Raw genomic sequence first — 26,988 nt, 5'->3', positions numbered from 1 at the left:
AAAAACAAAATTTACTAACAAAGCTTGTTAAACACTTAAATCTGCGATATATAAGTGTTTAAAAAACTGAGTCAACTAACTTAGTTAATGTAACTTAGTTTATAACAAATAAGAAAGGTAATTTATTATGAAAAACATTGAAAACATTTTCTTAAATACTAAAAAATATCTCTTAAAAGAAACACAAAACGCAATGTTTATTAAAGCACCTAAAATTCCATGATTTAATGAACAAATCGGCATTTGGTTTCCAAAGCGATTTGTTTATAAAGGAAAATATGAAAATTCGATTTGTATTGGAATAATAAAAGATAGTAAATATCAAGTAATTTCAATTAATCAACAAGAGCAAGAAACCAAATTAATTAAGGGACAAGAATTATTAGGCTTCTTCATTGCCGAAAAAGAAAACAACAAAAAAGATATAAATTATAACTATTTTAAAGGAGCTTAAAAATGAATATTGCAATTGGACTAATATTTATTATTATCAGCATCATGCTATTGGCATATTTTGCTTATAAAATTTATGCCAAAATAAAAATGCGAATTAAATATAAAAATGCCATTAAAAATAATACTGGTAATTTCACAAAAGACGAAAAAGTGTTTATTGCTCGCTTTGAAGAATGAGTTAAAACCCCTAATTCAAAAGAAAATAATGCGGATAAAAAATAATGTTTTGAGAAATTATTATGGAATTTTTAAAACTGTTTGTTCCGATAGAAAAAATGCCTGCACAAGTTGCGTTTATTGCCGGATTAATTATTATCATTACTTTTCTTTTCGCGTTAATTTCAATTATATATTTACCAATAAAAATGATTTTTGGGAGATAAAAAATGACAATAAACTTAAAAGAATTTGATTGAGAACAAATCAAACAAACTTTCTGAGATTTATTTATTCAAATTACAACTATTCCGGCTCATATTAGTGGTGATAAAGAAATTGATTTAACTCAAGAAACACTTTGGCTTTTAATAGCAAACATTGCTTTTTGATTCTTAACAGCGATTATGGTGTGATTTATTCTAATGCTACTTTGAAAAACCATATCAGTATTTAGATAGGGAAAAAATTAATGTCAAGAAGTTACATTGTGATGCATTCCCAAAGAAATTCAAAATTAATTAGGAAAAAATATAATCGTGTTAAGATTAATCGTGGTTTTAACAAATTTAAGAAAAATTTTGAATATAAATGATGAATGCTTTAAAAAGAAAGGGGGTGATTATATGATTGGAACTTTCTTAATAGAAGCACCAGCAGTAACAAAAATAACAGCTAGTGACGCAATGACTAAATTATGAAATGCGATTATAACGGCGTTTACTAAAATGTGAGAAATTATTGCTGTTAATATGCCACAAGTCGGTAACTTCTTTGCTGACTACTGAATATTCATTTTTCCATTTATTTTGGCAATATTCTTTATTTGCTTTAAAATGTTTGAAAAATTACTTGGAGCGGTACGCTAACAAAAAAATAAAGTGAGGTGCAAGATGAAATTTTGCAAATGAATAATAGAAAAAAATAACCATTTTATTGAATTAAATCGCACCTCATTTTTAATTTTATGACATTGAGGAGCAATTTGATATATTTACAACGGTTATTTTAAAAACATTGTAAGTTATTTATTTTTAGCAGGTTGTATTTTAATTTTCCTTTTTAAAATCAGTAATTTAACGCAAATTAACAAAGTTATTAATTTTTTAAAAAATTCACCATTAAACATCGTTATTGGTTCATTAGGAACTGGAAAAACTGCTTTTCTAGTATACGCATCAAAATTACTAAAAAAGAAAAAATATCATATCGCATCAACATTTCCATTACTAGAAACCCAAAAATTAAGTTTAGGGCATATGGGATTGTTAGACTTTGATTATCCAGTATTGCCTGACAAAACCTTGCTTTTGTGAGATGAAACCAATTTATTTTTAGAAGGAACCGATTGAGAAAAAAATAATACCAAAAACGAAGAAAGCGGTATTCAAGAATATTTCGCTCTGGCACGGCATTTTGGTCATATTGTGCTTGCTAGCGGTCAGAGAGATAAACATATTTGAGTTAAAGTTCGTGATATTGCCAATAATGTAATTGTGGGAATTCGTAAAAAACCCGTTAATATTTTTCGCCCCTACTTAAAAGTCATCTATGGTACCTTTACGAGCATTGAAGAATATGAACGCTGACGAAACACCTTAATCGATGCGAAAAATAGCAAAAAAGGTCGTCGCATTAAATATCGTGATATTCCTGAACTCGATATCTATTTTTTTAAACTAAAAATTCCTCTACCAATACTTAACACTTACAATTCTTTTTACCTAGCATTTTTAAGAGATTACTTAAATGCAAAAGTAAATCCTGATTATGAAGACAAATACTATACTGACACCGCAATTGATTTAGAAGACTTAGAATACTTAAAAATGGATAAATTTAGCAAATTTTTAAGAAAAATGAAAGAAAAGGAATAATAAAAAATGGAAAATCTCGCAAAAATGGCCGACTTTCTCGCTCAAATGCTTTATAAAGTTTTTGACTTAATTTGAAGTTTAGAAGTGCCGGGAACGAATATTCAACTAATATTTCCTCTATTCTTAACACTGGCTGTAGAATTTCTTATGGCAATTATTCTTGGATTTGGTAGTCAACAAGTTAATTTGGAAAAACAACGCCAATATGCGGTTAAAAATAAAGGTCGTTTAAGTGCCTGAGGAAAAGCTAAAAAACAAATAAAACCAATAAAAACAAAACAAGGGAACTAACAATGTTTAAACTAATTATTATTTTTATCTTAATAACTGTTCTTGGATTATTGGCTGGTAGTCATTTTGAAACTTTAACGAACTATATTAGCGAGGGACTTGCCAATTTCCAAAAGTTTATTACTAGCAATTTAACAATTTTAGAACTATTTAAACCAATGGCTCGGACATTTTCGCAACACCCAATTTTTACCATTCTTGGTGTCACTTGTGTACTTATTGCTTTATTTATTGTGATTAAAGGACGATAAAAATATGAAAGGAAAATTAAAATGAAGAAACTTTTAGGAAAATTATTTAAAAAAGATAATTCAAAAGAAAAAATGCCATTAAAATTAAGAATTAAAAATTCTTTTAAAAAGCAGTGGTTAAAAATAGTATTAAGTATCATTTTCATTTTTATAAGCTTATTACTTTGTGCATTAACAGCAATTGATACTAAATGAATAACTGGAACAAGTAACGAATTTAATGAGTTTATGAATAAAGAGATGGTTGATTTCTTTGGCAAGTTCAATAGTGGTATTATGCTAGCAGGAATATTTGTTTTTTGATGAGGCGGAGCAATATATTTTGCAATTAAATTTGAAAAATTCATCCGCTTTATTATTCAGAAAATTAAAGCAAAAAGAACCTTAAAAAATGAAATCAAACAAACTAATTAATTCTTTAAAAAAATATTGATGGAGAATTTTACCTTACATTTTTATGATTATTATCTTTTTTATTCCATTTTTAAAATTGGAAACTAATGATTTGAAATTATTATATGAAAAATTTGAAGTATTAATTTCACTTATGATACTAGGATATTTAGATATATGCATTACAATAGCAGTAGTTATAAACTGTAGCATTGAGTGACTTATTAAAAAAATCAAAACCAAAAGAACAATGAAAAATAAAATATTTTAAAAAGGAGTGATAAAAATGTTTATGAAAATATTTACCGTGTTAATTATTAGTTTCAATAACATTTTTACCATTCCCCAAAATATTAATAATGACGAAATAACAACACAATCACTAATTAGAAACAAAAGACAAAATAACCAAATTTACGAAAAAGAAGTTAAACTTGAAAATTTAAAAGAAGTTGAAATTGAGAATATTCAACAGCATCATGATGAATTAAAAATAATAATAAAAGTTCCTATAAATATAAATAAAAAAAATCTTGAAGAAGTACTTAAAGAAAGACCAAAACCAACAAATGATAAACTTGAATTTATAACTCCTGCTTTTTCAAAAAACAATGAAATAAGAAAAAATATTGAAGATTTAACAGGAAAATATGGCAAAATAATTAACCAAAATAACAATAGAAAAACATACAAAATCCAAAAGTTTATCCAATTAGAAATGACAATAAATTACTATGATCACTCAAGCGGATATAGAATAGAAATAAATCCTAGAAAAACATTTATCATTAAAACAGAAAAAGATACAACCGACATTGATTTGCCAGAAATAACCAAAAAATTTGATGGAAACCATAACTATAACGATGTTGTTGATAATCTTGATTATTTAATGATTCATCGCGGTGATTTTGACAAATTCAATTATTCTTATCTTTATTGAACACCAGTATTTAATTTCATTGACACCTTAGAAAAAGGTTATTACAAAGAATTTACGATTAAAAATCACGGCTTTAAAGACGAGAGCTATTTTTATCATAAGACTTCAACTATTTTACCAAATTCAGAAATAATCGACCCTACAAATGCAACCAAAATTGAAGTTATAAAAAAAATTAAAAAAAGACTTAATGAAAAAATTAACAATCTTGCTGGCGTAAATAATGCAATTGAAGGCATCGACTATAATACAGAAATTAAAGATAATGACAACAATTACTTAGACGATAGCACTACTTTTGATTTAACAACAGACAATGTCGCTGACAGAACATTTACCGTTAAATTCACCGCAATTGAAACGAGCACACAATTGCAAGGAACAAATACGATTAAAATGGTCATTCCGAAACAAGATGATAACAACGATAATGTCCTCAAAATTAAGGCATTTAATAAAACCCTAATTGCTGGAAATAACTATTTACAATTATTACACGGTGAAAATGAAATATGAAAATATGACACCACAAGAGCTAACGATTATTACCTAATTAAGTACCTTTTCGGAACCTTAAATTACCTCAATGTTAAATTTAGTTTTCTACGATATGACCCCGATTTAAAAAATGATATTTACCTATATTTTAAAAATAACATTCCTAGTATTAACAACAGCGATTACAAAAATGTTTTTGATGAAATCTATGAAATTCTTGGCAATTTCTTTGCTAGTTTATTTTATGCGACTTTTGATATGGACGAAAAAACTCATACCGAAATTGATTTTAAGGGTATAGAAAACTATAAGAAGGATTATTTTATTCAAATAGGTTTCTTTTATCGTTCATTAATTACCTTTTATCCCAAAAAATACTTAGTAAATATTATAGGAAACTCAGAATTATTACTAAGAAGTTATTTCTTTACTTTTGACAAAAAAATGCACCAAGAGAATTACAATGCTATTAACAATACCAATAGCATTTATCAAATTAATTTTAATGTCCTTAAATCTTACGACAATAAACTAATTACCTTGCCAACCAGCAAGACTGCTAACAGTATTAATTATCTCAATACCGATATTGATATTCGTTATGGTATTAATATTTTTACCTTAACTTTTCCACTTTATCACAAAGGTAATATTTCTAACTACAATTTTAAAATTTATGACTTTAATGTATTAAATTCAACAGCCTTTATCCCTGATGGTTCAAATAACAGTGAATGAGACGATTTAATTCCACCAGCAAATTGCAAATATTCGGGACGATGAATACCAACATTTAATGATATTGGTTGTGCCATTCAAAATGCTGGTATCAAAATGATAAACTGAATACTGACAGCGTCACAAATCATCACGATTTTACGACCATTAGCAATTATTGCAAAAGCAACAGTTAACTTTTCAACCGATATTTTTCCAGTTTTTAAAACAGTACCAGCTTTTTACTATACCTTCCAATTTTTAATCGGTTTTGCCATTTTTCTAATGATTTTAAGAATTTTCGTGTAATATATATATATATATATATAGAAAAAATAAAGAAGTTAAAATTATGAAATTTTTAAATATACTAACTCTCTTGGAATTAGCAACATTATTCATAACTGGTTGTAATAATAAAACAAATAAATCAATAACACCACCAATGATTAAAAATCAAATTTATGAAAAAGAAGTTAAACTTGAAAATTTAAAAGAAGTTGAAATTGAGAATATTCAACAACATCATGATGAATTAAAAATAATAATAAAAGTTCCTATAAGTATAAATAAAAAAAATCTTGAAAAAGTACTTAAAGAAAGACCAAAACCAACAAATGATAAACTTGAATTTATAACTCCTGCTTTTTTAAAAAACAATGAAATAAGAAAAAATATTGAAGATTTAACAGGAAAATATGGCAAAATAATTAACCAAAATAACAATAGAAAAACATACAAAATCCAAAAGTTTATCCAATTAGAAATGACAATAAATTACTATGATCACTCAAGCGGATATAGAATAGAAATAAATCCTAGAAAAACATTTATCATTAAAACAGAAAAATAAGTTAACTAAATTTAAAAACTGTTAAAATTACTACCCTAAAAGGTGGTTGTCTATGATGACAATACTCTTAAACAACTAAGCAACTTTTCATTTTTTATATTTTAATAAAATAAGAAACCAGTAATTAATTAAAATTACTGGTTTGAATATTTTTCTTATTTTTCACAAGAAATTAAACATGGTGTACTTGCTCCAATTAAAGTTATTGTTCTAAATAGCTAATATCGTTTTTATAAAACCTTATACTATAGTAGTAACTGTATTTGTTTTTACCGGCCCTTCTCTTTCTGATGAAAAAAATGCTTCACCGTTAAATGTTATGTTATCATTGTTTTTATCTATAGTAATTTCATTGGGTAATAAACTATATTTTTGTAAAATTTGCATTACTTCTGTAATTGATAATGTAACTACTTGTTCTTTATTGTTATCATCAATTATTTTGGCAGTAATATTTCCTGTAATTTTTTGTTTTAAATTTAATATAACTTTAGATGTAATTATTCTTACTGGATAAGTAATTTTTAATTTTTCATTGGGATTAAGTTCAAATTTATCAGCGGGTACCTTAAAAATACTTAAAATCATTTCTTGTTCTTGTTTATTTGTGTTTGATAAATCAAATTCATTTGATAATACATTAATGATTTTAGAATTTTTATTATTTATATTTGTAAAATCTGTTAATTTCATTTCATCATCAGAATTTATGTTTCAACCATTTAATTTATTTTCTTGTTTTGTTTTAGTTAATCCTGTTGTAATTTGAAATACTAATTTTGATTTTGAATTATATTCACAAGTGGGTACATTAAATGATCTTGTATTTGGAGTTTTATTGATAATTTCTCTATCAGAACATACATTTTTAGGAGCATTAGATCATAAAAATGAATTTTCTCTTTTTGTTATTTCAGTATTTGAAAAATTTAAATTATTAGTATCAATATATTTTATTTCTTTAAATTTTAAATTAGGGTTTTCATCACGAAACTTAAAAAATACTGCTCTTTTAATTAATTCATTTAAATTAATAGCATTAATTTCATCTTTATTTTTAATTTTATAATTAACAGTAACTTCACCAAAATATTTACCATTGTCTTTTGCTTTAATTGTAGCTGATGTATCTGTTTTATTAATAATTTCTAATTGTGATATATCTAAATTAGGATTTAAATAATTTAATTCATTTAAAATAATTTCATCATTAATAATGTTATTAAACCGTAAATTATTTATTTGAATAATAATATTTAAAAGCATTTTAGTTTTAGTTATTGCAAATACATTACCACTTTTTTGTTCAATTATAATAGAAATAACTGCTTCATTTATTCCATTAATTTTAATTAAGTTTGATGAAGGTCTTGATTTAAAATATAATCCATCATCTGTTGCAAAATAAGTAGCACCAGCAACTGTAGACTTAATATTTCTGTCATGGATTGCAATATCATTAACTTGCCCTTTTATTTCGCTAATTTCTATAGCATCATAATTGTTTGGTTTATCTTCAATCAAATAAATTTTTTTATTTGCAGATATTGCGTAAGCTTCTCCTGTTGATTGAGAAATTATAATGCGATTAACCTTGTTATTTATTCCATTAATTTTAATTAAGTTTGATGAAGGTCTTGATTTAAAATATAATCCATCATCTGTTGCAAAATAAGTAGCACCAGCAACTGTAGACTTAATATTTCTGTCATGGATTGCAATATCATTAACTTGCCCTTTTATTTCGCTAATTTCTATAGCATCATAATTGTTTGGTTTATCTTCAATCAAATAAATTTTTTTATTTGCAGATATTGCGTAAGCTTCTCCTGTTGATTGAGAAATTATAATGCGATTAACCTTGTTATTTATTCCATTAATTTTAATTAAGTTTGATGAAGGTCTTGATTTAAAATATAATCCATCATCTGTTGCAAAATAAGTAGCACCAGCAACTGTAGACTTAATATTTCTGTCATGGATTGCAATATCATTAACTTGCCCTTTTATTTCGCTAATTTCTATAGCATCATAATTGTTTGGTTTATCTTCAATCAAATAAATTTTTTTATTTGCAGATATTGCGTAAGCTTCTCCTGTTGATTGAGAAATTATAATGCGATTAACCTTGTTATTTATTCCATTAATTTTAATTAAGTTTGATGAAGGTCTTGATTTAAAATATAATCCATCATCTGTTGCAAAATAAGTAGCACCAGCAACTGTAGACTTAATATTTCTGTCATGGATTGCAATATCATTAACTTGCCCTTTTATTTCGCTAATTTCTATAGCATCATAATTGTTTGGTTTATCTTCAATAAAATAAACTTTTTTATCTAAATTTTTTAAATTATTTGTTTTTAAATAACTGATTTCACTTTTTGTTGAAGTTGGAGCGTTTCCGACAATTCCTGACATTCCGCTTCCGGCCATTGTTATTGTGCTTAATAAACTGAGTAATTTTTTCATATTAATTAAATTCCTTTCGTGAATTTTTACTAATTAATAAAATTTACAACACCTTTTCCTTTCTCCAAATCCTAATCTGCAATTTCTTTACTTTGGAATCTCATTATAAATCATCAAATAAGAATTTTTATCATTTTTTTCGGTTTATTGAATACTAAAATTTGTTAAAGTTACTATCAAGAAAGGTAATTTATTATGTTAAAAATTAATAATAATGTAAAAACCTCAGAAAACAACCATTGATTTAGTTTATTTACAACCCATAAAAATATGTACATCAATAAATGCGAACAATTGGCTAATGAATATGAAAAATTAGATGAATACTTATATAAATATCATTATCGGTTAAAACAAGGTTATAAAGTAGTTCATTTTGCACCAAGAACAATTATTACAATTTTTGGTGATGTTACTTTTAAACGACGCCGATATAAATATTGAAATCAAAAATCAGGTAAATTTGAATATGTATGTTTGTTAGATAAAGAAATTGGCTTATTGCCTAAACAACGCATTTATTTTGATGTCCAATTTAAAGTTTTAAGTCTTTTGGGAGATGGTAAACGGTATCGTGATGTTTTAGATGCTCTAAATCATTGTTATATTTCAAAAGCTAGTATTTCAAATATTTTAAATAAATACGATATTGCTGAATATTTTCAACTAGCAGAAAAAGAAACTAAAACTAGAATTGATGTCAAAAATAAGGATTTGTATATTCAACTAGATGAGACATTTTTAGCAACATTAGATCAGAAAGTTAAACAAGACCAAAGAATTCGTTTAGTTACTTTTCATACCGGACATAAAGAAAAAAATTACAAAAATGCTCGTAGAGAATTAGAAAACAAACGAGGTCATTTTTTAATGTTAAAAGTTGGTAAACGAATAAATACGATGGATTATCGTGATTTATTAATTAAAGAAGTACAAAAAAATTATGTAAATATTAATTATGACAGAATAATTGTTTGTGGTGATGGTGATTCTTGAATTAGAGAAATTGCGAACAGTTTTGGTAATGTTAGATATATTTTAGATGGTTATCACGCTATTAAAAAATTAAAACAAACCGCATTTAATATTATTTTTGAAAATCGCAAAGTAACACTAAATAGTTGAATTAAATTATATAAGGATGGAAATCATCAAGAATTAATCAAAAACATTCGTAATGTTGCTAAAAATGAATTAAATAAAGATATTAAAACAAATTTAAGAAAGGCGAGTAATTATTTCAGTAATAATAAGCAAGGTATTCATCATCAAAATTTAGAATGAAATATCGGTTGTAGCATTGAAAGTGATGTATCGCATTTAGTAAAACAACAATTAGGCTATGGGGCAAAAATATATAATCATAAGAATTTAAATAATCTATTACATTTAAGAATGGCAAATTTAAACAACTTAAATGTATTACATTACATTAATGAAAATATTAATTCAGAAATAGAAATCAGAAAAGAAATATATAAAAATTCATTATGAAATAAATATAATAATAAAAATGATGATAGTTGAATTAATTATAAAGGTAATGCTGTAACAAATAAATATAATAGATTTAAGTAAGTAAAAATATAAAATTAATATATATTAGTGAAAATTTAATAATATTAATAATTTTTGTTGTGTAAAAATTCAATAATATGATAAAATGAAAAAGAATAAAAATGACAATAACAAGAAAGGCAGGGTTAGTTTAGTAATTAAATAATATAATTAGCTGATTGTTTTACTTCTTCAAAGCAATACCTAAGAAAACTAAACGCGACCGTTAAATAAAACTGGTGTAATTGATTTAATGTAAATGTGTTATAATTTATTTGCTAATATTTTAAAAGCAACACATATGTGGATTCATTAGTCTAGTGCTTATTAATTAAGTGATTAATGTTAGAAGGATATGGAAGAAAAACGAAAGGAAATAAATATGGCAAGTGTTACTAAGGAACAGTTATTAGAAGCGGGGACTCATTTTGGTCATCAAACTAAAAGATGAAATCCCAAGATGAAAAAGTATATTTTCACTGAAAAAAGTGGAGTTTATATTATTGATTTACATAAAACAATGATTATGTTGGAAGAAGCTTTAGAGTATATTAAATCAATAACTAAAACTGGTGGAAAAATTATTTTTGTTGGTACTAAGAAACAAGCTCAAAATATTGTTAAAGAACAAGCAGTAAGAAGTAATTCTTTTTATGTTAATAAGCGATGACTTGGAGGAACTTTAACTAATTTAAGAACAATTCAAAAAAGTGTTAAAAAATTATGAAATATTGAACGACGAGAAAAAACTGGTGAATTATCTGTTTTACCAAAAAAAGAGCAAATTTTAATTCAAAAAGATAAAGAGAAATTAGATAAGTTTTTAAGTGGAATTCGCCATATGCGGGCGTTACCACAAGCAATATTTATTATTGATACTAATGTTGAACACAATGCAATTAAAGAAGCATTGAAGTTAAATATTCCTATTATTGCTATTTGTGATACTAATAGTGATCCTGATGGTATTAGTTATCCCATTCCTGGAAATGATGATGCTGCTAAAACAATTGCTTTAATTTCAACATTAGTTGCTGATGCTATTATTGAAGCTACTGATTTAACTATTGTTAAAGAAGAAAAACTACAAACTAATGCTAGTGTTGATTCAGCACCAGCAGTTATTGCTCCAAGTAAAAAGGAAGCAGAAATTATTGAAAAAAATGACGGTGAGAAAGGAACTAAAGAATAATGCCAATAACAATGGAAATGATTAAAAATTTGCGTGATCGTACTAGTGTTGGCCTTATGGATTGCAAAAAAGCATTAGAGGCGAGTAATGGTAATATTGAAGCAGCGATTCAATGGTTAAGAACCAATGGTATTGCAAAGGCACAAGCTAAACAAGCGCGAATTAATACTGAGGGATTATCAAAAGTTTTAGTTGTTGATGATATAGCAATTATTTTAGAATTAAATTGTGAAACTGATTTTGTTGCTAAAAATAAATTATTTCTTGAATTATTAGACAATATTTTAACTTTATTTTTGAAACATCAACCACTTACTTTAGAAGCAGGATTATTGTTAAAAAATGAAGAAAATATTGTTGTTAATGATTTATTAAATGAAGCAACATATAAATTAGGTGAAAAGATTAGTATTCGTCGTTTTACGATTATTACTAAAAGTGATCAAGACACATTAGTGGGATATAATTATGGTAATTATCGTATTGCTAGTTTAGTTAAATTACAAGGTCAAGTTGATAATGATATTGCTAAAAAACTTGCGATGCATGTTGTGGCTTCAAAACCTGCTTTTATTAGTCGTGAAGATATTCCTCAAGATTTTATTAATAAGGAAATGGATATTATTAATAGTCAAATGGCAACAGAAAATAAACCACCAGAAATTTTGGAAAAAATTAAGCAAGGTCGTTTAGATAAGCAGTTAGCGGAATATTCTTTATTAGATCAACCTTTTATGTTTGATGAAAAGAAAAAAGTTCAAGAAATTCTTACAATGCATAATACAAAAGTTTTAGTAATGTATCGCTATGAAGTTGGTGAAGGAATTACTAAAACTGATTAATTTTTATTAATTAGCGCTACATTAGCATTGAAATAAAGATAAAATAAAGGAGGCATAATTAAAAGTGTATTTATCAGTAATAGTTTATTTCTTATTTGCATTTTATTTTGGTTTGATAGCAATAATTATTGGTAGTTTTACAATGTTTAACAAAGTTGCATCAAAAGTAGGATTTTGAAATAAGAAACAATCATTGATTTTATTAACAATTATTGTAATGAATTTACCGTTACAGTTAACAACATTAATATTAGCAATTACTAGTAAAACATATAATTTTTCCATTAGTGATACTTTATCCTCTGATGATAAATTTGCTATTAGTTTATTAACAATAAATTTTGCTTTACTTATTTTTACTGTTGTTTATTGTATTTTAGTTTCTGATTATTTAGCTGTTAAGTTTACAAAACAATTTGTTTTTCTTTTTGGACGAAAGATTCGCATTGAAAAAATTTATGAAATAAATGAAAATGAAAATGATTATTTGACAGTTCGGTTTATTGAAGGTTCTAGAGCAAAAAGAAAAATTAGTTGAAATAAAAAAAGTTTAACAACAAAATTTATTTTGGAAAATTATCAAGATTATATTCATAAGGTAATGAATTTAGAAGAAAATAATTTGACTAACAAAAAGCCACTTAAAACGGTGCGTTCAAAAAAAGAAAAGTAGTAATATTTTAAAAGAAAAACTTTAAAATTTTAATTAAAGTTTTTCTTTTTATTTAAAAAAATGTCGTATAAAATATATATGGGAAAAAGAAGTAGGTGTGAATAATGGAATTTAAATATAAGCGATGTTTATTAAAAATTAGTGGTGAAGCTTTAGGCGGTGTTAGCATTTATGATCCACAACGAATGAAAAATATTGTTAAACAAATTATTACTTTATCGCAAGAAGGAATTGAAATTGCTGTTGTTGTTGGTGGTGGTAACATTTGAAGAGGAGTTAATGCTAAAATCGCTGGTTTGGATAAGGTTAATGCTGATTATATGGGGATGTTAGCTACGGTAATGAATGCTTTAGCTTTAGAAGCTGAATTTAAGAATCAAAACTTTGATAAAGTAATTATTCAATCATCAATTGAAATGAATAAAATTTGTGAACCTTATTATTTTAAAAAATGTCTATCACGATTATCTAAGGGTTATGTTGTTATTTTAGCAGCTGGAACGGGATATCCTTATTTTACAACTGATACTGCGGCGGCATTACGAGCGGCGGAAATTAAGGCAGATGTCTTATTAATGGCTAAAAATGGTGTTGATGGTGTTTATAGTGCTGATCCAAAAATAGATAATACTGCTACTCATTATAAGTTTTTAACTTATGAGGATATAACGCAAAAGCAATTACGGGTAATGGATTTAACAGCAATTACAATGAGTATGGAAGCTAATTTAAAGATTATTGTGTTTGATATTAATGAACCAGATAATATTGTTAAAGCTTTACAGGAAAATACTAAAATTACAATTATTAGTAGTAGCAATAAATAGTTAAAGTTTTTAAGAAATAAGATTAAATTACAGTAATAAAAGTAAGGAGAATAATTAATGTTAATTGAGGCATTACAATTAGAAATTGAACAAATAAAAGAAGAAATGGAAAAGGTTTTAGAAAGTTTACGATATGAATTAAGTAAGATTCGTACAGGAAGAGCTAATCCTTTAATTCTTGCTTCTGTTTTGGTAGATTATTATGGTAGTTTAATGCCAGTTAATCAAGTTGCTGCAATTACGGTTGTTGAAGGGCGACAACTTGTTATTAAACCTTATGATCGAAGTATTATTAAGCAAGTTATTGCTGCAATTACTAAAGCTAATTTGCAAGTTTCATTGCAAGACCAAGGTGATTATATTAGAATGAATGTCCCGCAGTTAACTGAAGAAAAACGCAAAGAATTTGTTCGGCAAGTAAAAAAGATTACTGAAGAAATGCGAGTTCGGATTCGTAATTTAAGACGAGATATTAATGAAATTATTAAAAAATCTAAATTGCCTTTAGATGATGTTAAATCTTATCAAGAAGATATTCAAAAATTAACTGATGAATATATTGCTAAGGTTGATGCTATTGCGTTAGAAAAAGAAAAAGAATTAATGACGGTTTAATGGAAATAAAAACTCTCCTAAATAAAGGAGAGTTTTTATTTTTTAAAGTTATTTACGAGCATATTTTTTACAGTAATATAAATTTCAATATAATGCGGGACAAAATAAGAAAATCAGAATTAGAGCGGAGACAGCAATCTCTCGATAATTGCATCACATTGTTCCACCAAAATCTTCAATTCTAATAAGCGACATTGTTGCTACTAAAGTTAAGAGAATTAAGGCAAGCAATGAAATGCTAAAAAGCACAATTGCTATTTTTGCTTTTATTTGACTGAAATAAGAAAAAATTTGTAAACTGATAAAGATAATACTAAAAGTAACAAAGGTTATAAAATAATGAAATGGAAAAAAAGTAACATTATTTGGGATAAGACATTTTTCAAGAATAATTTTAATTTCATCATAGGCATTGGCACGATTACTTCCAGTTAAACTATTAGGATAAAGAAACATCATTGTTATTCAAAAAATAATGTTGAGGATTAGCCACACTGTTGTGACTGTAAAAACTATGTTGCGATTTGTCATATGTTTTTCTCAATCAGTTCTGTTCAGCGGTCTTTTCAGTGAATGGCACAATCTGGATAAGGCCCTCCTCAGCAATCTGTTCAAGTGTGGTATCTAATTCTATCAATATCACTAACATAGTGAAATTTAATTTCATCACCATTATCTAGTTTATCTTGTGAAAATAGTCCAATTCAATCATAACTAAATCGTTTTCATCAATATTGAATAGTAATACCATTATTTAATTTATTGCTGACTTGATAAATATCATTTGTTGTAAGAAAATTTTGTGAAAATATATAGCCTTTTATATAGTCAAAATAATATTTTGGTTTGAAATAATTATTTATTTTTCATAAAAGACCTACTGCTTTTAATGCTTTTCATATATTAATAATTATGACTGGAATTGCATATTGGGCATTATCGGTTTTTTTAGTTATAAATATATCTTCAATTTTTGTTTTGTTTCATTCCGCTAATATTAATGCTGTTTCACAGTTATTAAAATTAGCAATATAGCGATATTGTAGCGCTAATCAGCCATCCTTTACTTCTTTAGATGAACCAGTAGATTTTCCATTGACAATCATTTTTTCACTAGTAAAAGAATTTTTTAGATATACTGGTGAGTTGTCAGCAAAGCGATACTCACGATAATAACCATTTTCATCAATTGTTCCAAAAGTACAGTATTTATCAAGTTTAATATTATTTTTCTTTTGAGTTTGTGATAATTTAATGTTTACTTTTTTTAATAAATTTTCAATTGCTATTTCGCGAATTATTAATTGATAAATATTTTGATATAAATAACTTCAATTATATAAAATTGTATTTTGCTTAATAATATTATCTAGATAGTTAATATTGTCTATTGTTATGGTTTGCATTGAGATACTATTAAAGTTTTTAACTAATTTAAGAAAATTAGTTTCAATAATTTGAAGTTCGTTTTTATTAAAGTGATATTTAAAGTTATCAAAAGTAATTTCATTTTTTAATAGGGTAATATTTTGTTTTGTATTAACAAAATTATCAAACTTAATAATTAATTTTTTAATGCTATTATTTATTGTATGTGCTTTATTATTTAATGTTATATTTTTACTTTTTTGACTTGTTAGTTGCGGAATTATTAATCCGTTGTTGATAATGCATAAGGCACTAAAATATCTAGCTAGTACTTTTGTATTCATTATTTTTACCTCTTTCTTAAAAGATCTTATTTTATTTTTTAAAAAGCAAAAATATTTTTTAATTTGGTCAAAACCCCTCCTTATTAAATTTTATTATAGCATTGATTGTCTGAATATATTTTCACAATTAGATGCGATTTTATTCTTTCAATTTAATTATCAGTTATAATTAGTTAATATTGATAGAAGGAGTGATTAAATGAAAAAGCGAATTATTACTAGTATCTTTTTAATTTCTTTTGCAATTTTATATTTATTTGTTGGGGCGATATATCAAGAGTGAAAAGGTTTTGATGTTTGATATATGCCATATGCATTTTTAACAGTTAATAGTATTTTATTAGGGATTACAATTTTTGAGGTGATGAATTTAAGGAAAGGAGAAAGTTTTAATTGAATTATTAAAGCTATTATTTTTGTTTTTGCAATTATATTATTATGGTTTCCCATAGCAGAGAATATTAAGTATGAACCGTATTGAAATAAGTACGATGGTCCAAGTCGTATTGAATGATGACAATCATGAATGGTATTGTTAATTTATATGATATTTTTATTAGTTATTTTACTAATGGTGAAAGTTTTTAAGAAGTTTAGTGCTAATGATGCGTTATTTATATTTTGTATGACACTTTATTTAGTATTTGCTTTTAAAGCAATGAATTATATTATGCTCCAACCAGGGTTTGGTTGACCAGCAGTTAGTGTGGTTTTATTAATTACTATTAGTAATGATACATTTGCTTATATTGGCGGAACATTAGTTGGCAAAAATGCTCTTGCTCCAAAAATTAGTCCTAGTAAAACGTGAGAAGGGGCGATTATTGGTATTTTAGTAACCTTGGTGCTTGTTTTAGGATATATTGTGTTATTAACGGAGTTTACGAAGTATCAGCCATTTGCTAACTTTTTTACAACGAAAACAGATGATTATAAATATGTAATTTATTTCTTGTTAATTTTATTTTTGTCATTAATAAGTCATATGGGTGATTTACTTTTTTCATTTATTAAACGGAATCATAATGTAAAAGATTTTTTTAATGTTTTACCAGGTCACGGAGGATTTTTGGACCGGATTGATAGTTTGTCGTTGGTATTAATATTTACTGGATTTTTTATGTTAATCCAGAGTTTTTCAACAATTTAAGTTAGGGGTGAAAGTATGGAAAAGAATTTACAGCAATTGTGAAAAATAATGAAGTTTTCTTTAAAAAATGACATTTTACAACAAGCAAAATTATTGAAAATAGAATTTAAGAAAAAGAATGATACGCTGTATTTTACATTGCAAATCAACAAAATTTTACCAATTGAAATTATTAGAGAACTTGAACAATGTTTATTGAAACTTGATTTTCGTAGTAAAATAACTTTTTTATGTGTTGATGCTAATTATGTAATAGAACAAATTGTTGATTATTGAGAATATATTAAGCAAACTAAGACAAAACAAAAAGAGTACATTAATAGTAATATTTCTTGTGATAATTTAGTGTTGGAAAATAATGATTTACTTATTAAAGTTTATAATGAATCACAAGTGGCATTGACTAATCGGCATTTAAAATATTATCAGGAGCGAATGCGTCGGTATGGTTTTCAAAACTTGTCTTTAAAAATAAAAATTGAACAATATGATGTTTCTGTTGATCCAGCAATGATACAAATTGAAGATGAAGAACGAATGAAAGTCCAACAAAGAGAACAACAACAAGTAAAGGCTTTGCCTGCAAAAAAACGGGCGTTTAAAGGCAATTTGTCTAGTAGTGACAATTTATTGTCGCAAGTATCGTGTAAAATTTCAGAATTGGAAGAAGATGTGCGGGGGGTTTCTATTCAAGGACAAATTTTTCGTAAAGATTGTAAATTAACAAAAACTAAACGATGAATTTATTCAATATTAATTAGTGATTTTAGTGATGCGATTGCTTTACGATATTTTACAAGTGATGATATGAAAGACAAGCTTTTGGAAGAACTACAAGAAAAGGATTGAGTTGTTGTTAAAGGTGATGTGCGGTTTGATAATTTTTCTCGTGAACAAGTTTTGTGAGTAAATAAAATTCAAAAGATTGCTGATCCGCATTTACGAACTGATGATATGGTAGAAAAGCGGATTGAATTTCATTTACATACAAAAATGAGTGCGATGGATGGGGTTACAAGTATTGGTGAATATATTAAACAAGCAAGTCTTTGAAAACATTCAGCAATTGCGATTACTGATCATTTAAATGTTCAATCATTTCCTGATGCGCAAATGGCCCAAAAGAAATATCCTGCTGTTAAGGTTATTTATGGTGTGGAAATGCAAATGATTGATAGTAGTGTTAAAGCGATTACTAATGCTACTAGTGATGCGATTAATGCTTGTAAGTTTGTTATTTTTGATATTGAAACAACAGGATTGTCTAGTCGTTATGATGAAATTATTGAATTTGGAGCGGTAGTTATTGAGGGTCGGGGGTTAAGTGATAAAAGATATGATTTTTTAATTAAACCCAAAAGTAATGTTAGTGCTTTTAGTGAATCATTAACTGGGATTAGTAACGAAATGTTACAAGATAAGCCCCCAATTGAAATTGTGGCTGCTGAGATTAAAGAAGTTTTACAAGATGCTGTTCTTGTGGCTCATAATGCATCATTTGATATTGGTTTTATTCAAGAATTGTGAAATCAAATGGGTTATGGAAAACTTACTAATCCGATTATTGATACCTTGCAATTATCACGGTTATTACAACAACAGTTACGCTATCATCGTTTAGGAACGGTTGCTAGAAAATATAATATTAAGTATAATGAAGAAATTGCTCATCGTGCTGATTATGATGCTGAAATATTAGCTGATGTGTTTGCTGTGATGTTAACGGATTTAGAAGATAATTATCAAGTAAAAACATTATTAGATATTGAAAAAATTAATTATGAACCAATTTTTGCCAAGTTATTTGGTAATCATACGACAGTAATTGCTAAAAATGAGCAAGGATTGAAAGATTTATTTTCGTTAGTTTCGTTATCGCATACTAAGTACTTTTATAGTAGTCCTAAAATTACGATTGCGGCATTGCAAGAAATGCGTGCTAATGTTTTTATTGGTTCTGGTTGTGTTAATGGTCAGGTTTTTGAGTTTGCTCGTAATCGGAGTCAACAAGAATTGGAAGCAATAATGCAATTTTATGATTATATTGAAGTACAACCGCTAAGTGTTTACAATCATTTAGTTGAAAGTGGTGAGATGACAGTTGAACATTTAATGCGGATTGTAAAAAATATTGTTCATACTGCAAAGAAACTTAATAAAGTGGTTATTGCTTCTTCTGATGTTCATTATTTAAATCCGCAAGATAAGATTTTTCGTGATGTATATATTAATACTAAGGGTTTAGGAGGAAGAATGCATCCTTTATTTGACCGTAAAGGTCGTGTTAAAAATAATCCTGAGCAACATTTAAGAACGACTGCTGAGATGTTAAATGAGTTTAGTTTTTTAGAAGATGAAGTTTTAATTAAGGAATTGGTTATTACTAGTCCTAATTATTTAAATGAGCAAATTTCGTGGTTGCGACCGATTAAAGATGATTTGTATACCCCAGTAATTGATAATGGTGATGTTGATAGCAATTTGAAAAGATTATGTTATGATAACGCGAAAAAAATTTATGGTGCAGTATTGCCAATAATGGTAGAAAAAAGGTTATCTCGGGAGTTAGATGCGATTTTAAAGCATGGTTTTGGGGTTGTTTATTGAATTGCTCATTTGTTAGTTACAAGGTCATTAAATGATGGTTATTTGGTTGGTTCTCGTGGTTCTGTGGGGTCGTCATTAGTTGCGACAATGGCGAAGATTACCGAGGTAAATCCATTAGTGCCACATTATGTGTGTTCGCAATGTCAATATAGTGAATTTATTAGTGATGAAAATATTCGTAGTGGTTATGATCTACCATCAAAAAATTGTCCACAATGTCGTCATCTTTTAACTGGTGATGGCCATGATATTCCGTTTGAAACCTTTTTAGGTTTTGATGGTGATAAAGTACCGGATATTGATTTGAATTTTTCTGGTGAGTATCAAATGGTTGCTCATAATTTTACTAAAGAGATGTTTGGTGCGGATAATGTGTTTCGGGCGGGAACAATTTCTACCGTGGCACAAAAAACAGCATTTGGTTATGCTCGTGGTTATTTGGAAGATGTGAAAGGTAATCATTTTGTTAAAAAGGCGTATTTGGAATGATTAGCACAAGGTTGTGAGGGTGTTAAACGAACAACCGGACAACATCCGGGGGGAATTATTGTTGTTCCTAAGAACTATGATGTTAATGATTTTACGCCAGTAAATTTCCCAGCCGATGATATTACTTCGCAGTGAAAAACAACGCATTTTGATTTTCATGCTATTCATGATAACTTGTTAAAGTTAGATATTTTGGGACATGTTGATCCCACAGCATTAAAAATGCTACATGACCTTACTGGATATGATCCGCAAAATATTTTGTGTAATGATGCCGAAGTACTTTCATTATTTAGTTCCCCAGAAATTATGAAGATTACTAGTAGTGATATTAACAATGAAAAAACTGGAGCCGTGGGCTTACCTGAGTTTGGCACTCAATTTGTTCGTAAAATGTTAGAAGAAACAAATCCGACGAGTTTTGCTGATTTAGTGCAAATTTCTGGTTTATCGCATGGTACTGATGTGTGAGTAAATAATGCCCAAACATTAATTACCCATCAAGATTTAAAATTAAAAGATGTTATTGGTTGTCGTGATGATATTATGACTTATTTAATTCATCGTGAGATTCCGTCAGATATTGCTTTTAACATTATGGAAACCGTTCGTAAAGGAAAAGGTGTCACTGATGAGCAACAAAAAATTATGATTAGTCATAATGTTCCCCAATGATATATTGCATCGTGTCAAAAAATTAAGTATATGTTTCCTAAGGCGCACGCGACAGCTTATGTTCTAATGGCGTTGCGAATTGCTTGATATAAAATTAATTATCCGCACGAATATTATGCGACTTATTTTTCAACACGATGTGATGTTTTTGATATTAAGACGATTGCTAAGGGAAGGAATGCTGTTTTAACAAAATTAACCGATATCTTATCACGAATGGATAATGGTTATAATGTTGTTAATAAGTTAACTCAAAAGGAGAAGGATTTAGTACCAGTGTTGGAAGTAGCATTAGAAATGTATGCTCGCAAAATTGAATTTATTGGTATTAATTTAGAATATTCTTTAGCAACAAATTTTGTTGTTCAAGAGTTTGCTGGTGTTAAAAAGATTGTTCCGCCATTATCAGCATTAGATGGTTTGGGTAGTACTGTTGCTAATTCAATTGTTGAAGCTAGAACTGAAAGAGCGATTGCTTCTTTGGAAGATTTGCAAAAAAGAACTAGTATTACTAAAACGCATTTAAAGGAATTTGAGGAGATGGGTATGCTATCAGGTTTAGATAAATTTGATCAAATATCTTTGAACTTTTTTGAATAGTTAAAAGTAAAAAAATCAATTAGTTAAGAGTTAAGTAAAACCTTAATAGGTTTTACTTTTTCTGTAAGATGCTAAACAAAAATTTTTATTGTTGCTTTTCTTTTATTAAAATGGTACCTAAAATATGTAGTTTAGTTTTTTAAAAATATTTAATTTATATCGTTAAATAGTTAAAATTTGTGGTAATATATATTTACGGTTTTGAAATACTCCGAGGATATATATTGAATTTAATTGATTAAATATTGGTTTAAAAGATAATTAGAATTATTTTAAAAAAAGTTTAAATTTATGTTGACATTTATTTCCAAATTCAGTATTATCTTAAATGTACTAGTAATTAAGTCGTTAAACTTCTTACTATTACAAAATGATCTTTGAAAACTAAACAGAACAATCTGTCAATCTGATGAGTTATGAAACAAACAATAAAAATTGAAAACATTACTATAAAATGTTTTTTTATTTTCACTTTTTAATGAGAGTTTGATCCTGGCTCAGGATTAACGCTGGCGGCATGCCTAATACATGCAAGTCGAACGAGAGTGCTTGCGCACTCTAGTGGCGAACGGGTGAGTAACACGTATCTAATTTGCCTTTTTGAGGGGAATAACCGTTGGAAACGACGGCTAATACCGCATAGGTTATCGTTAGGCATCTAATGATAATTAAAGGTGCATTTGCACTACAAAAAGATAAGGATGCGCTGCATTAGTTAGTTGGTAAGGTAATGGCTTACCAAGACGATGATGCATAGCCGACCTGAGAGGGTGAACGGCCACACTGGGACTGAGACACGGCCCAGACTCCTACGGGAGGCAGCAGTAGGGAATTTTTCACAATGGGCGAAAGCCTGATGGAGCAATGCCGCGTGACTGATGAAGGCCTTCGGGTTGTAAAAGTCTGTTGTAAGGAAAGAATAGTAAGAATAGGAAATGATTCTTATTTGACGGTACCTTACCAGAAAGCCACGGCAAACTATGTGCCAGCAGCCGCGGTAATACATAGGTGGCAAGCGTTATCCGGATTTATTGGGCGTAAAGGGTGCGTAGGCGGTAATATAAGTCTAAGGTTAAAGATCGAAGCTCAACTTCGATTCGCCTTGGAAACTGTATAACTAGAGTACAGGAGAGGTTAGTGGAATTCCATGTGTAGCGGTGAAATGCGTAGATATATGGAGGAACACCAGTGGCGAAGGCGACTAACTGGCCTGTAACTGACGCTGAGGCACGAAAGCAGGAGTATCAAATAGGATTAGATACCCTAGTAGTTCCTGCCGTAAACGATGAGTACTAAGTGTCGGCTTTAATGTCGGTGCTGCAGCTAACGCATTAAGTACTCCGCCTGAGTAGTATGCTCGCAAGAGTGAAACTCAAAGGAATTGACGGGGACCCGCACAAGCGGTGGATCATGTGGTTTAATTCGAAGCAACGCGAAGAACCTTACCCAGACTTGACATCCAGTGCAATGCTATAGAAATATAGTGGAGGTTAACACTGAGACAGGTGGTGCATGGTTGTCGTCAGCTCGTGTCGTGAGATGTTGGGTTAAGTCCCGCAACGAGCGCAACCCTTATCATTAGTTGCTAACATTTAGTTGAGGACTCTAATGAGACTGCTAGTGCAAGCTAGAGGAAGGTGGGGATGACGTCAAATCATCATGCCCCTTATGTCTGGGGCTACACACGTGATACAATGGTCGGTACAAAGAGTCGCAAACTCGCAAGGGCAAGCTAATCTCAAAAAGCCGATCTCAGTTCGGATTGAAGTCTGCAACTCGACTCCATGAAGTTGAAATCGCTAGTAATCGCGGATCAGCAATGCCGCGGTGAATACGTTCTCGGGTCTTGTACACACCGCCCGTCACACCACGAGAGTTGGTAATGCCAGAAGTTCGTATCTTAACAGTTTACTGAGAGAGCGACCCAAGGTAGGATTGATGATTGGGGTGAAGTCGTAACAAGGTATCCGTACCGGAAGGTGCGGATGGATCACCTCCTTTCTATGGAGTTTATATTTATAAACTAATTACATTAGATTTTAACAAATAACTTTGGTTGAGGATGTTCTGTTTAGTTTTGAGAGATTATTTATCTCTCAAACGCAATATGAGAAATTACACTGTAATTTCTATGAGCATTGTTCTTTGAAAACTGGATATAAACATTTATTTTTATAATTGCAATAGGTTTTTCTTTTGACAAAGAAAAATTAGTAAGTTAATAAGAGCATATAGTGGATGCCTTGGGATTAGGAGCCGATGAAAGACGTGACTACCTGCGATAAGCCTTGGGGAGCTGGAAGTAAGCTTTGAGCCAGGGATTTCTGAATGGGGCAACCTACTATTCTTAATCGAATAGTGTCATATGATGAATACATAGTCATATTGATGGGATACCTAGGGAAATGAAACATCTTAGTACCTAGAGGAAAAGAAAGCGAATGCGATTCCCTTAGTAGCGGCGAGCGAACAGGGAACAGGACAAACCACTCTTCGGAGTGGGGTTTGGACCATCTATATAGAGTTTTAGAAAATTTTTTGATAGTAGAAATCGCTGGGATGCGATGCCATAGAGAGTGAAAGCCTCGTATACGAAATTGAAAAGTCTCTTGATGGGATCCAGAGTACGGCGAGACACGAGAAATCTTGTCGGAAGACGCGCAGACCACTGCGTAATCCTAAATACTACCTAATCACCGATAGTGAACCAGTACCGTGAGGGAAAGGTGAAAAGTACCCCGAGAGGGGAGTGAAATAGTATCTGAAACTATATGCTTACAAGAAGTCGGAGCTCGTTAATGAGTGACGGCGTGCCTTTTGTAGAATGAGCCGGCGAGTTACGATTATATGCAAGGTTAAGTGGAAAACATGGAGCCGTAGTGAAAGCGAGCCTTAATAGGGCGTTTAGTATGTAGTCGTAGACCCGAAACCAGGCGATCTAGCCATGAGCAGGTTGAAGTTAAGGTAATACTTAATGGAGGACCGAACCAACGTTCGTGAAAAGACCGTGGATGACTTGTGGCTAGTGGTGAAATTCCAATCGAGCCTGGAGATAGCTGGTTCTCCCCGAAATAGTTTTAGGACTAGCGTCAAAATTAGCGCAACGGAGGTAAAGCACTGAATGTATGATGGCCCCACCTCGGGGTACTGAATGCAATCAAACTCTGAATGCCGTTGTTGTATGTTTGGCAGTCAGTCTGTGGGTGATAAGGTCCATGGACGAGAGGGAAACAGCCCAGATCATCAGTTAAGGTCCCAAAATCAATGCTAAGTGTAAAAGGATGTGGAATGACTTAAACAGCTTGTAGGTTGGCTTAGAAGCAGCCATCCTTTAAAGAGTGCGTAACAGCTCACAAGTCGAGTTATTTTGCGCCGAAGATGTACCGGGGCTAAGCATTGTACCGAAACTATGGATTTTAAATTATTTTAAAGTGGTAGGGGAGCGTTCTAAACGGGACGAAGGTAGATCGTAAGGACTACTGGACTGTTTAGAAGTGAGAATGCCGGCATGAGTAACGATTGAAAGTGAGAATCTTTCATGCCGTTTGACTAAGGTTTCCTGGGCAAGGTTCGTCCACCCAGGGTTAGTCGGGACCTAAGGCGAGGCCGAAAGGCGTAGTCGATGGACAACAGGTTGATATTCCTGTACCACCATGGTATGGAATGGAGTGACGGAGAAGGCTAGGATATCCCGGTTAATGGATTCCGGGCTAAGCGCAAAGAGGGTCATTTAGTAAATTTTATGGCATAACCTTGAAGCGTTATGGGGAGTGAAAGCTTCGGCAAGTAGCGAAGAGTCTGACGCCACGCTTCCAAGAAAAACTTCTACTATTAACTATCATGGTGCTCGTACCGAGAACGAACACACGTGGTCAAGGAGAAAATCCTAAGGCAAGCGAGATAACTATAGCTAAGGAACTCTGCAAAATCATCCCGTAAGTTAGCAAGAAGGGATGCTCATATAAGTAATTATGTGAGCCGCAGTGAAGAGGCCGGGGCGACTGTTTAGCAAAAACACAGCTCTCTGCTAAGTCGTAAGACGATGTATAGGGGGTGACGCCTGCCCAGTGCTGGAAGGTTAAGAGGATGGGTTAATAATTTATTATGAAGCTCAGAATTGAAGCCCCAGTGAACGGCGGCCGTAACTATAACGGTCCTAAGGTAGCGAAATTCCTTGTCAGGTAAGTTCTGACCCGCACGAAAGGCGTAACGATCCCGGCGCTGTCTCGGCTATAGACTCGGTGAAATTTTAGTACCTGTGAAGATGCAGGTTACCCGCAACTAGACGGAAAGACCCCGTAGAGCTTTACTATAACTTGATATTGATTTTTGATCTAATATGTACAGGATAGGTGGGAGACTTTGAAGTAGATACGCTAGTATCTATGGAGTTAACCTTGGGATACCACCCTTATTATTTTGAAAATCTAACCTTATTCAGTTATCCTGAATAGGAACAGTGTCAGGTGGGTAGTTTGACTGGGGCGGTCGCCTCCTAAAGAGTAACGGAGGCGCCCAAAGGTACCCTCAGTATGTATGGAAATCATACGCAGAGCGCAAAAGTAGAAGGGTGCTTGACTGTGAGACTTACAAGTCGAACAGGAACGAAAGTTGGGTTTAGTGATCCGGCGGTCCTGAGTGGAAAGGCCGTCGCTCAACGGATAAAAGTTACCTCGGGGATAACAGGCTTATCTCCCCCAAGAGTTCACATCGACGGGGAGGTTTGGCACCTCGATGTCGGCTCATCACATCCTGGAGCTGAAGTTGGTTCCAAGGGTCGGGCTGTTCGCCCAATAAAGTGGTACGTGAGCTGGGTTTAGAACGTCGTGAGACAGTTTGGTCCCTATCTGTTGTGGGCGTAGGAAGTTTGAGGAGATCTGTTCTTAGTACGAGAGGACCGGAATGGACCTACCTCTGGTGCTCCAGTTGTCATGCCAATGGCACAGCTGGGTAGCTATGTAGGGAATTGATAAGTGCTGAAAGCATCTAAGCACGAAGCAAACTTCAAGATGAGACTTCCCATCCAGAAATGGAATAAGACCCCTTAAAGATTATGAGGTTGATAGGTTGGGTGTGTAAGTATGGTGACATATTTAGCTGACCAATACTAATAGGTCGAGGACTTACTTTATTTTAAAAGTA

General features: G+C 30.1%; 24 protein-coding genes and 2 rRNA genes. 23 read left to right on the top strand and 3 right to left on the bottom strand.

The window, feature by feature from the left end; genetic code table 4:
* Window positions 1-127 precede the first annotated feature (127 nt).
* The 13 genes from AAHM88_RS05720 to AAHM88_RS05660 are packed head-to-tail and all read left to right on the top strand — an operon-like array spanning window position 128 to window position 6,435.
* Window positions 128-454 carry a hypothetical protein gene (locus tag AAHM88_RS05720; protein WP_338967359.1) on the top strand — a complete coding sequence of 109 codons (327 nt, stop codon included), beginning with the start codon at window positions 128-130 and terminating at the stop codon, window positions 452-454.
* 2 nt (window positions 455-456) lie between these two features.
* Window positions 457-678 (top strand): hypothetical protein, encoded by a 222-nt coding sequence (locus AAHM88_RS05715; RefSeq protein ID WP_342223528.1) that lies wholly within the window; start codon window positions 457-459, stop codon window positions 676-678.
* Window positions 678-839, top strand: a complete 162-nt coding sequence (locus AAHM88_RS05710; protein WP_342262538.1) for a hypothetical protein — start codon at window positions 678-680, stop codon at window positions 837-839. The genes AAHM88_RS05715 and AAHM88_RS05710 overlap by 1 nt, the downstream gene beginning before the upstream one ends.
* Before the next feature lie 3 nt (window positions 840-842).
* Window positions 843-1,073, top strand: a complete 231-nt coding sequence (locus AAHM88_RS05705) for a hypothetical protein (protein WP_342262537.1) — start codon at window positions 843-845, stop codon at window positions 1,071-1,073.
* Window positions 1,074-1,084: 11 nt separating this feature from the next.
* Complete coding sequence (locus AAHM88_RS05700; protein WP_342262536.1) at window positions 1,085-1,219, top strand: hypothetical protein; 135 nt, start codon at window positions 1,085-1,087, stop codon at window positions 1,217-1,219.
* A 19-nt stretch (window positions 1,220-1,238) separates the two neighbouring features.
* Window positions 1,239-1,481: a hypothetical protein gene (locus AAHM88_RS05695; protein WP_342262535.1), complete on the top strand. Its 243-nt coding sequence runs from the start codon at window positions 1,239-1,241 to the stop codon at window positions 1,479-1,481.
* A gap of 24 nt (window positions 1,482-1,505) precedes the next feature.
* Window positions 1,506-2,489 (top strand): hypothetical protein, encoded by a 984-nt coding sequence (locus AAHM88_RS05690; protein WP_342262534.1) that lies wholly within the window; start codon window positions 1,506-1,508, stop codon window positions 2,487-2,489.
* Window positions 2,490-2,495: 6 nt separating this feature from the next.
* Window positions 2,496-2,780: a hypothetical protein gene (locus AAHM88_RS05685; protein ID WP_338968736.1), complete on the top strand. Its 285-nt coding sequence runs from the start codon at window positions 2,496-2,498 to the stop codon at window positions 2,778-2,780.
* A 2-nt stretch (window positions 2,781-2,782) separates the two neighbouring features.
* Window positions 2,783-3,031 (top strand): hypothetical protein, encoded by a 249-nt coding sequence (locus tag AAHM88_RS05680; protein WP_215826579.1) that lies wholly within the window; start codon window positions 2,783-2,785, stop codon window positions 3,029-3,031.
* Window positions 3,032-3,052: 21 nt separating this feature from the next.
* Window positions 3,053-3,445 carry a hypothetical protein gene (locus AAHM88_RS05675; RefSeq protein ID WP_342262533.1) on the top strand — a complete coding sequence of 131 codons (393 nt, stop codon included), beginning with the start codon at window positions 3,053-3,055 and terminating at the stop codon, window positions 3,443-3,445.
* 43 nt (window positions 3,446-3,488) lie between these two features.
* Window positions 3,489-3,695 carry a hypothetical protein gene (locus AAHM88_RS05670; RefSeq protein WP_342262532.1) on the top strand — a complete coding sequence of 69 codons (207 nt, stop codon included), beginning with the start codon at window positions 3,489-3,491 and terminating at the stop codon, window positions 3,693-3,695.
* Window positions 3,696-3,710: 15 nt separating this feature from the next.
* On the top strand, window positions 3,711-5,891 hold the full coding sequence (locus AAHM88_RS05665) for a hypothetical protein (RefSeq protein ID WP_342262531.1): 2,181 nt from the start codon (window positions 3,711-3,713) through the stop codon (window positions 5,889-5,891).
* Between the two features lie 43 nt (window positions 5,892-5,934).
* Window positions 5,935-6,435 carry a hypothetical protein gene (locus AAHM88_RS05660; protein WP_342262530.1) on the top strand — a complete coding sequence of 167 codons (501 nt, stop codon included), beginning with the start codon at window positions 5,935-5,937 and terminating at the stop codon, window positions 6,433-6,435.
* Window positions 6,436-6,675: 240 nt separating this feature from the next.
* On the opposite strand, the gene AAHM88_RS05655 is transcribed toward AAHM88_RS05660, so the two are convergent.
* Window positions 6,676-8,907, bottom strand: a complete 2,232-nt coding sequence (locus AAHM88_RS05655) for a hypothetical protein (RefSeq protein ID WP_342262529.1) — start codon at window positions 8,905-8,907, stop codon at window positions 6,676-6,678.
* Between the two features lie 195 nt (window positions 8,908-9,102).
* Here AAHM88_RS05655 and AAHM88_RS05650 point away from each other — a divergent pair, with 195 nt between their 5' ends.
* From AAHM88_RS05650 to frr, 6 genes are all read left to right on the top strand, one after another.
* Window positions 9,103-10,485, top strand: a complete 1,383-nt coding sequence (locus tag AAHM88_RS05650) for an Mbov_0401 family ICE element transposase-like protein (protein ID WP_342262528.1) — start codon at window positions 9,103-9,105, stop codon at window positions 10,483-10,485.
* Between the two features lie 361 nt (window positions 10,486-10,846).
* Window positions 10,847-11,656 (top strand): 30S ribosomal protein S2, encoded by an 810-nt coding sequence (gene rpsB / locus AAHM88_RS05645; RefSeq protein ID WP_425289540.1) that lies wholly within the window; start codon window positions 10,847-10,849, stop codon window positions 11,654-11,656.
* Complete coding sequence (tsf, locus tag AAHM88_RS05640) at window positions 11,656-12,498, top strand: translation elongation factor Ts (RefSeq protein WP_342262526.1); 843 nt, start codon at window positions 11,656-11,658, stop codon at window positions 12,496-12,498. Before rpsB ends, tsf begins: the two co-directional genes overlap by 1 nt.
* A 64-nt stretch (window positions 12,499-12,562) precedes the next feature.
* A complete protein-coding gene (locus tag AAHM88_RS05635; RefSeq protein WP_342262525.1) occupies window positions 12,563-13,171 on the top strand; it encodes a hypothetical protein in 609 nt (202 codons plus the stop codon).
* A gap of 104 nt (window positions 13,172-13,275) precedes the next feature.
* Window positions 13,276-13,998, top strand: a complete 723-nt coding sequence (pyrH, locus tag AAHM88_RS05630; protein ID WP_342189892.1) for a UMP kinase — start codon at window positions 13,276-13,278, stop codon at window positions 13,996-13,998.
* Between the two features lie 57 nt (window positions 13,999-14,055).
* Window positions 14,056-14,613, top strand: coding sequence for a ribosome recycling factor (gene frr / locus AAHM88_RS05625; protein ID WP_342262524.1), 558 nt, complete (start codon window positions 14,056-14,058; stop codon window positions 14,611-14,613).
* 48 nt (window positions 14,614-14,661) lie between these two features.
* Here frr and AAHM88_RS05620 read toward each other — a convergent pair whose 3' ends face one another.
* Together AAHM88_RS05620 and AAHM88_RS05615 are read right to left on the bottom strand one after the other, a co-directional pair.
* Window positions 14,662-15,072, bottom strand: coding sequence for a hypothetical protein (locus AAHM88_RS05620; RefSeq protein WP_342262523.1), 411 nt, complete (start codon window positions 15,070-15,072; stop codon window positions 14,662-14,664).
* 53 nt (window positions 15,073-15,125) lie between these two features.
* Entirely contained in the window at window positions 15,126-16,325 is a 1,200-nt protein-coding gene (locus tag AAHM88_RS05615) for a hypothetical protein (RefSeq protein ID WP_342262522.1), read from the bottom strand.
* 199 nt (window positions 16,326-16,524) lie between these two features.
* Between AAHM88_RS05615 and AAHM88_RS05610 the strand changes: the two genes are divergently transcribed.
* The 4 genes from AAHM88_RS05610 (at window position 16,525) to AAHM88_RS05595 (ending at window position 26,977) form a co-directional block, all read left to right on the top strand.
* Window positions 16,525-17,475, top strand: a complete 951-nt coding sequence (locus AAHM88_RS05610) for a phosphatidate cytidylyltransferase (RefSeq protein WP_342262521.1) — start codon at window positions 16,525-16,527, stop codon at window positions 17,473-17,475.
* Window positions 17,476-17,490: 15 nt separating this feature from the next.
* Window positions 17,491-21,846 carry a PolC-type DNA polymerase III gene (locus AAHM88_RS05605; RefSeq protein WP_342262520.1) on the top strand — a complete coding sequence of 1,452 codons (4,356 nt, stop codon included), beginning with the start codon at window positions 17,491-17,493 and terminating at the stop codon, window positions 21,844-21,846.
* Between the two features lie 474 nt (window positions 21,847-22,320).
* Window positions 22,321-23,847 (top strand): 16S ribosomal RNA (locus tag AAHM88_RS05600).
* Window positions 23,848-24,057: 210 nt separating this feature from the next.
* A 23S ribosomal RNA gene (locus AAHM88_RS05595) occupies window positions 24,058-26,977 on the top strand.
* Together the 16S and 23S rRNA genes form the textbook arrangement of a ribosomal RNA operon.
* Window positions 26,978-26,988 lie beyond the last annotated feature (11 nt).

This window comes from Spiroplasma endosymbiont of Dromius quadrimaculatus (assembly GCF_964031155.1).
In the GTDB taxonomy this organism is placed as follows: domain Bacteria; phylum Bacillota_I; class Bacilli_A; order Mycoplasmatales; family Nriv7; genus Nriv7.
Note: the sequence above shows the minus strand (reverse complement) of the source record. Positions and strands in the feature narration are given on the sequence as shown.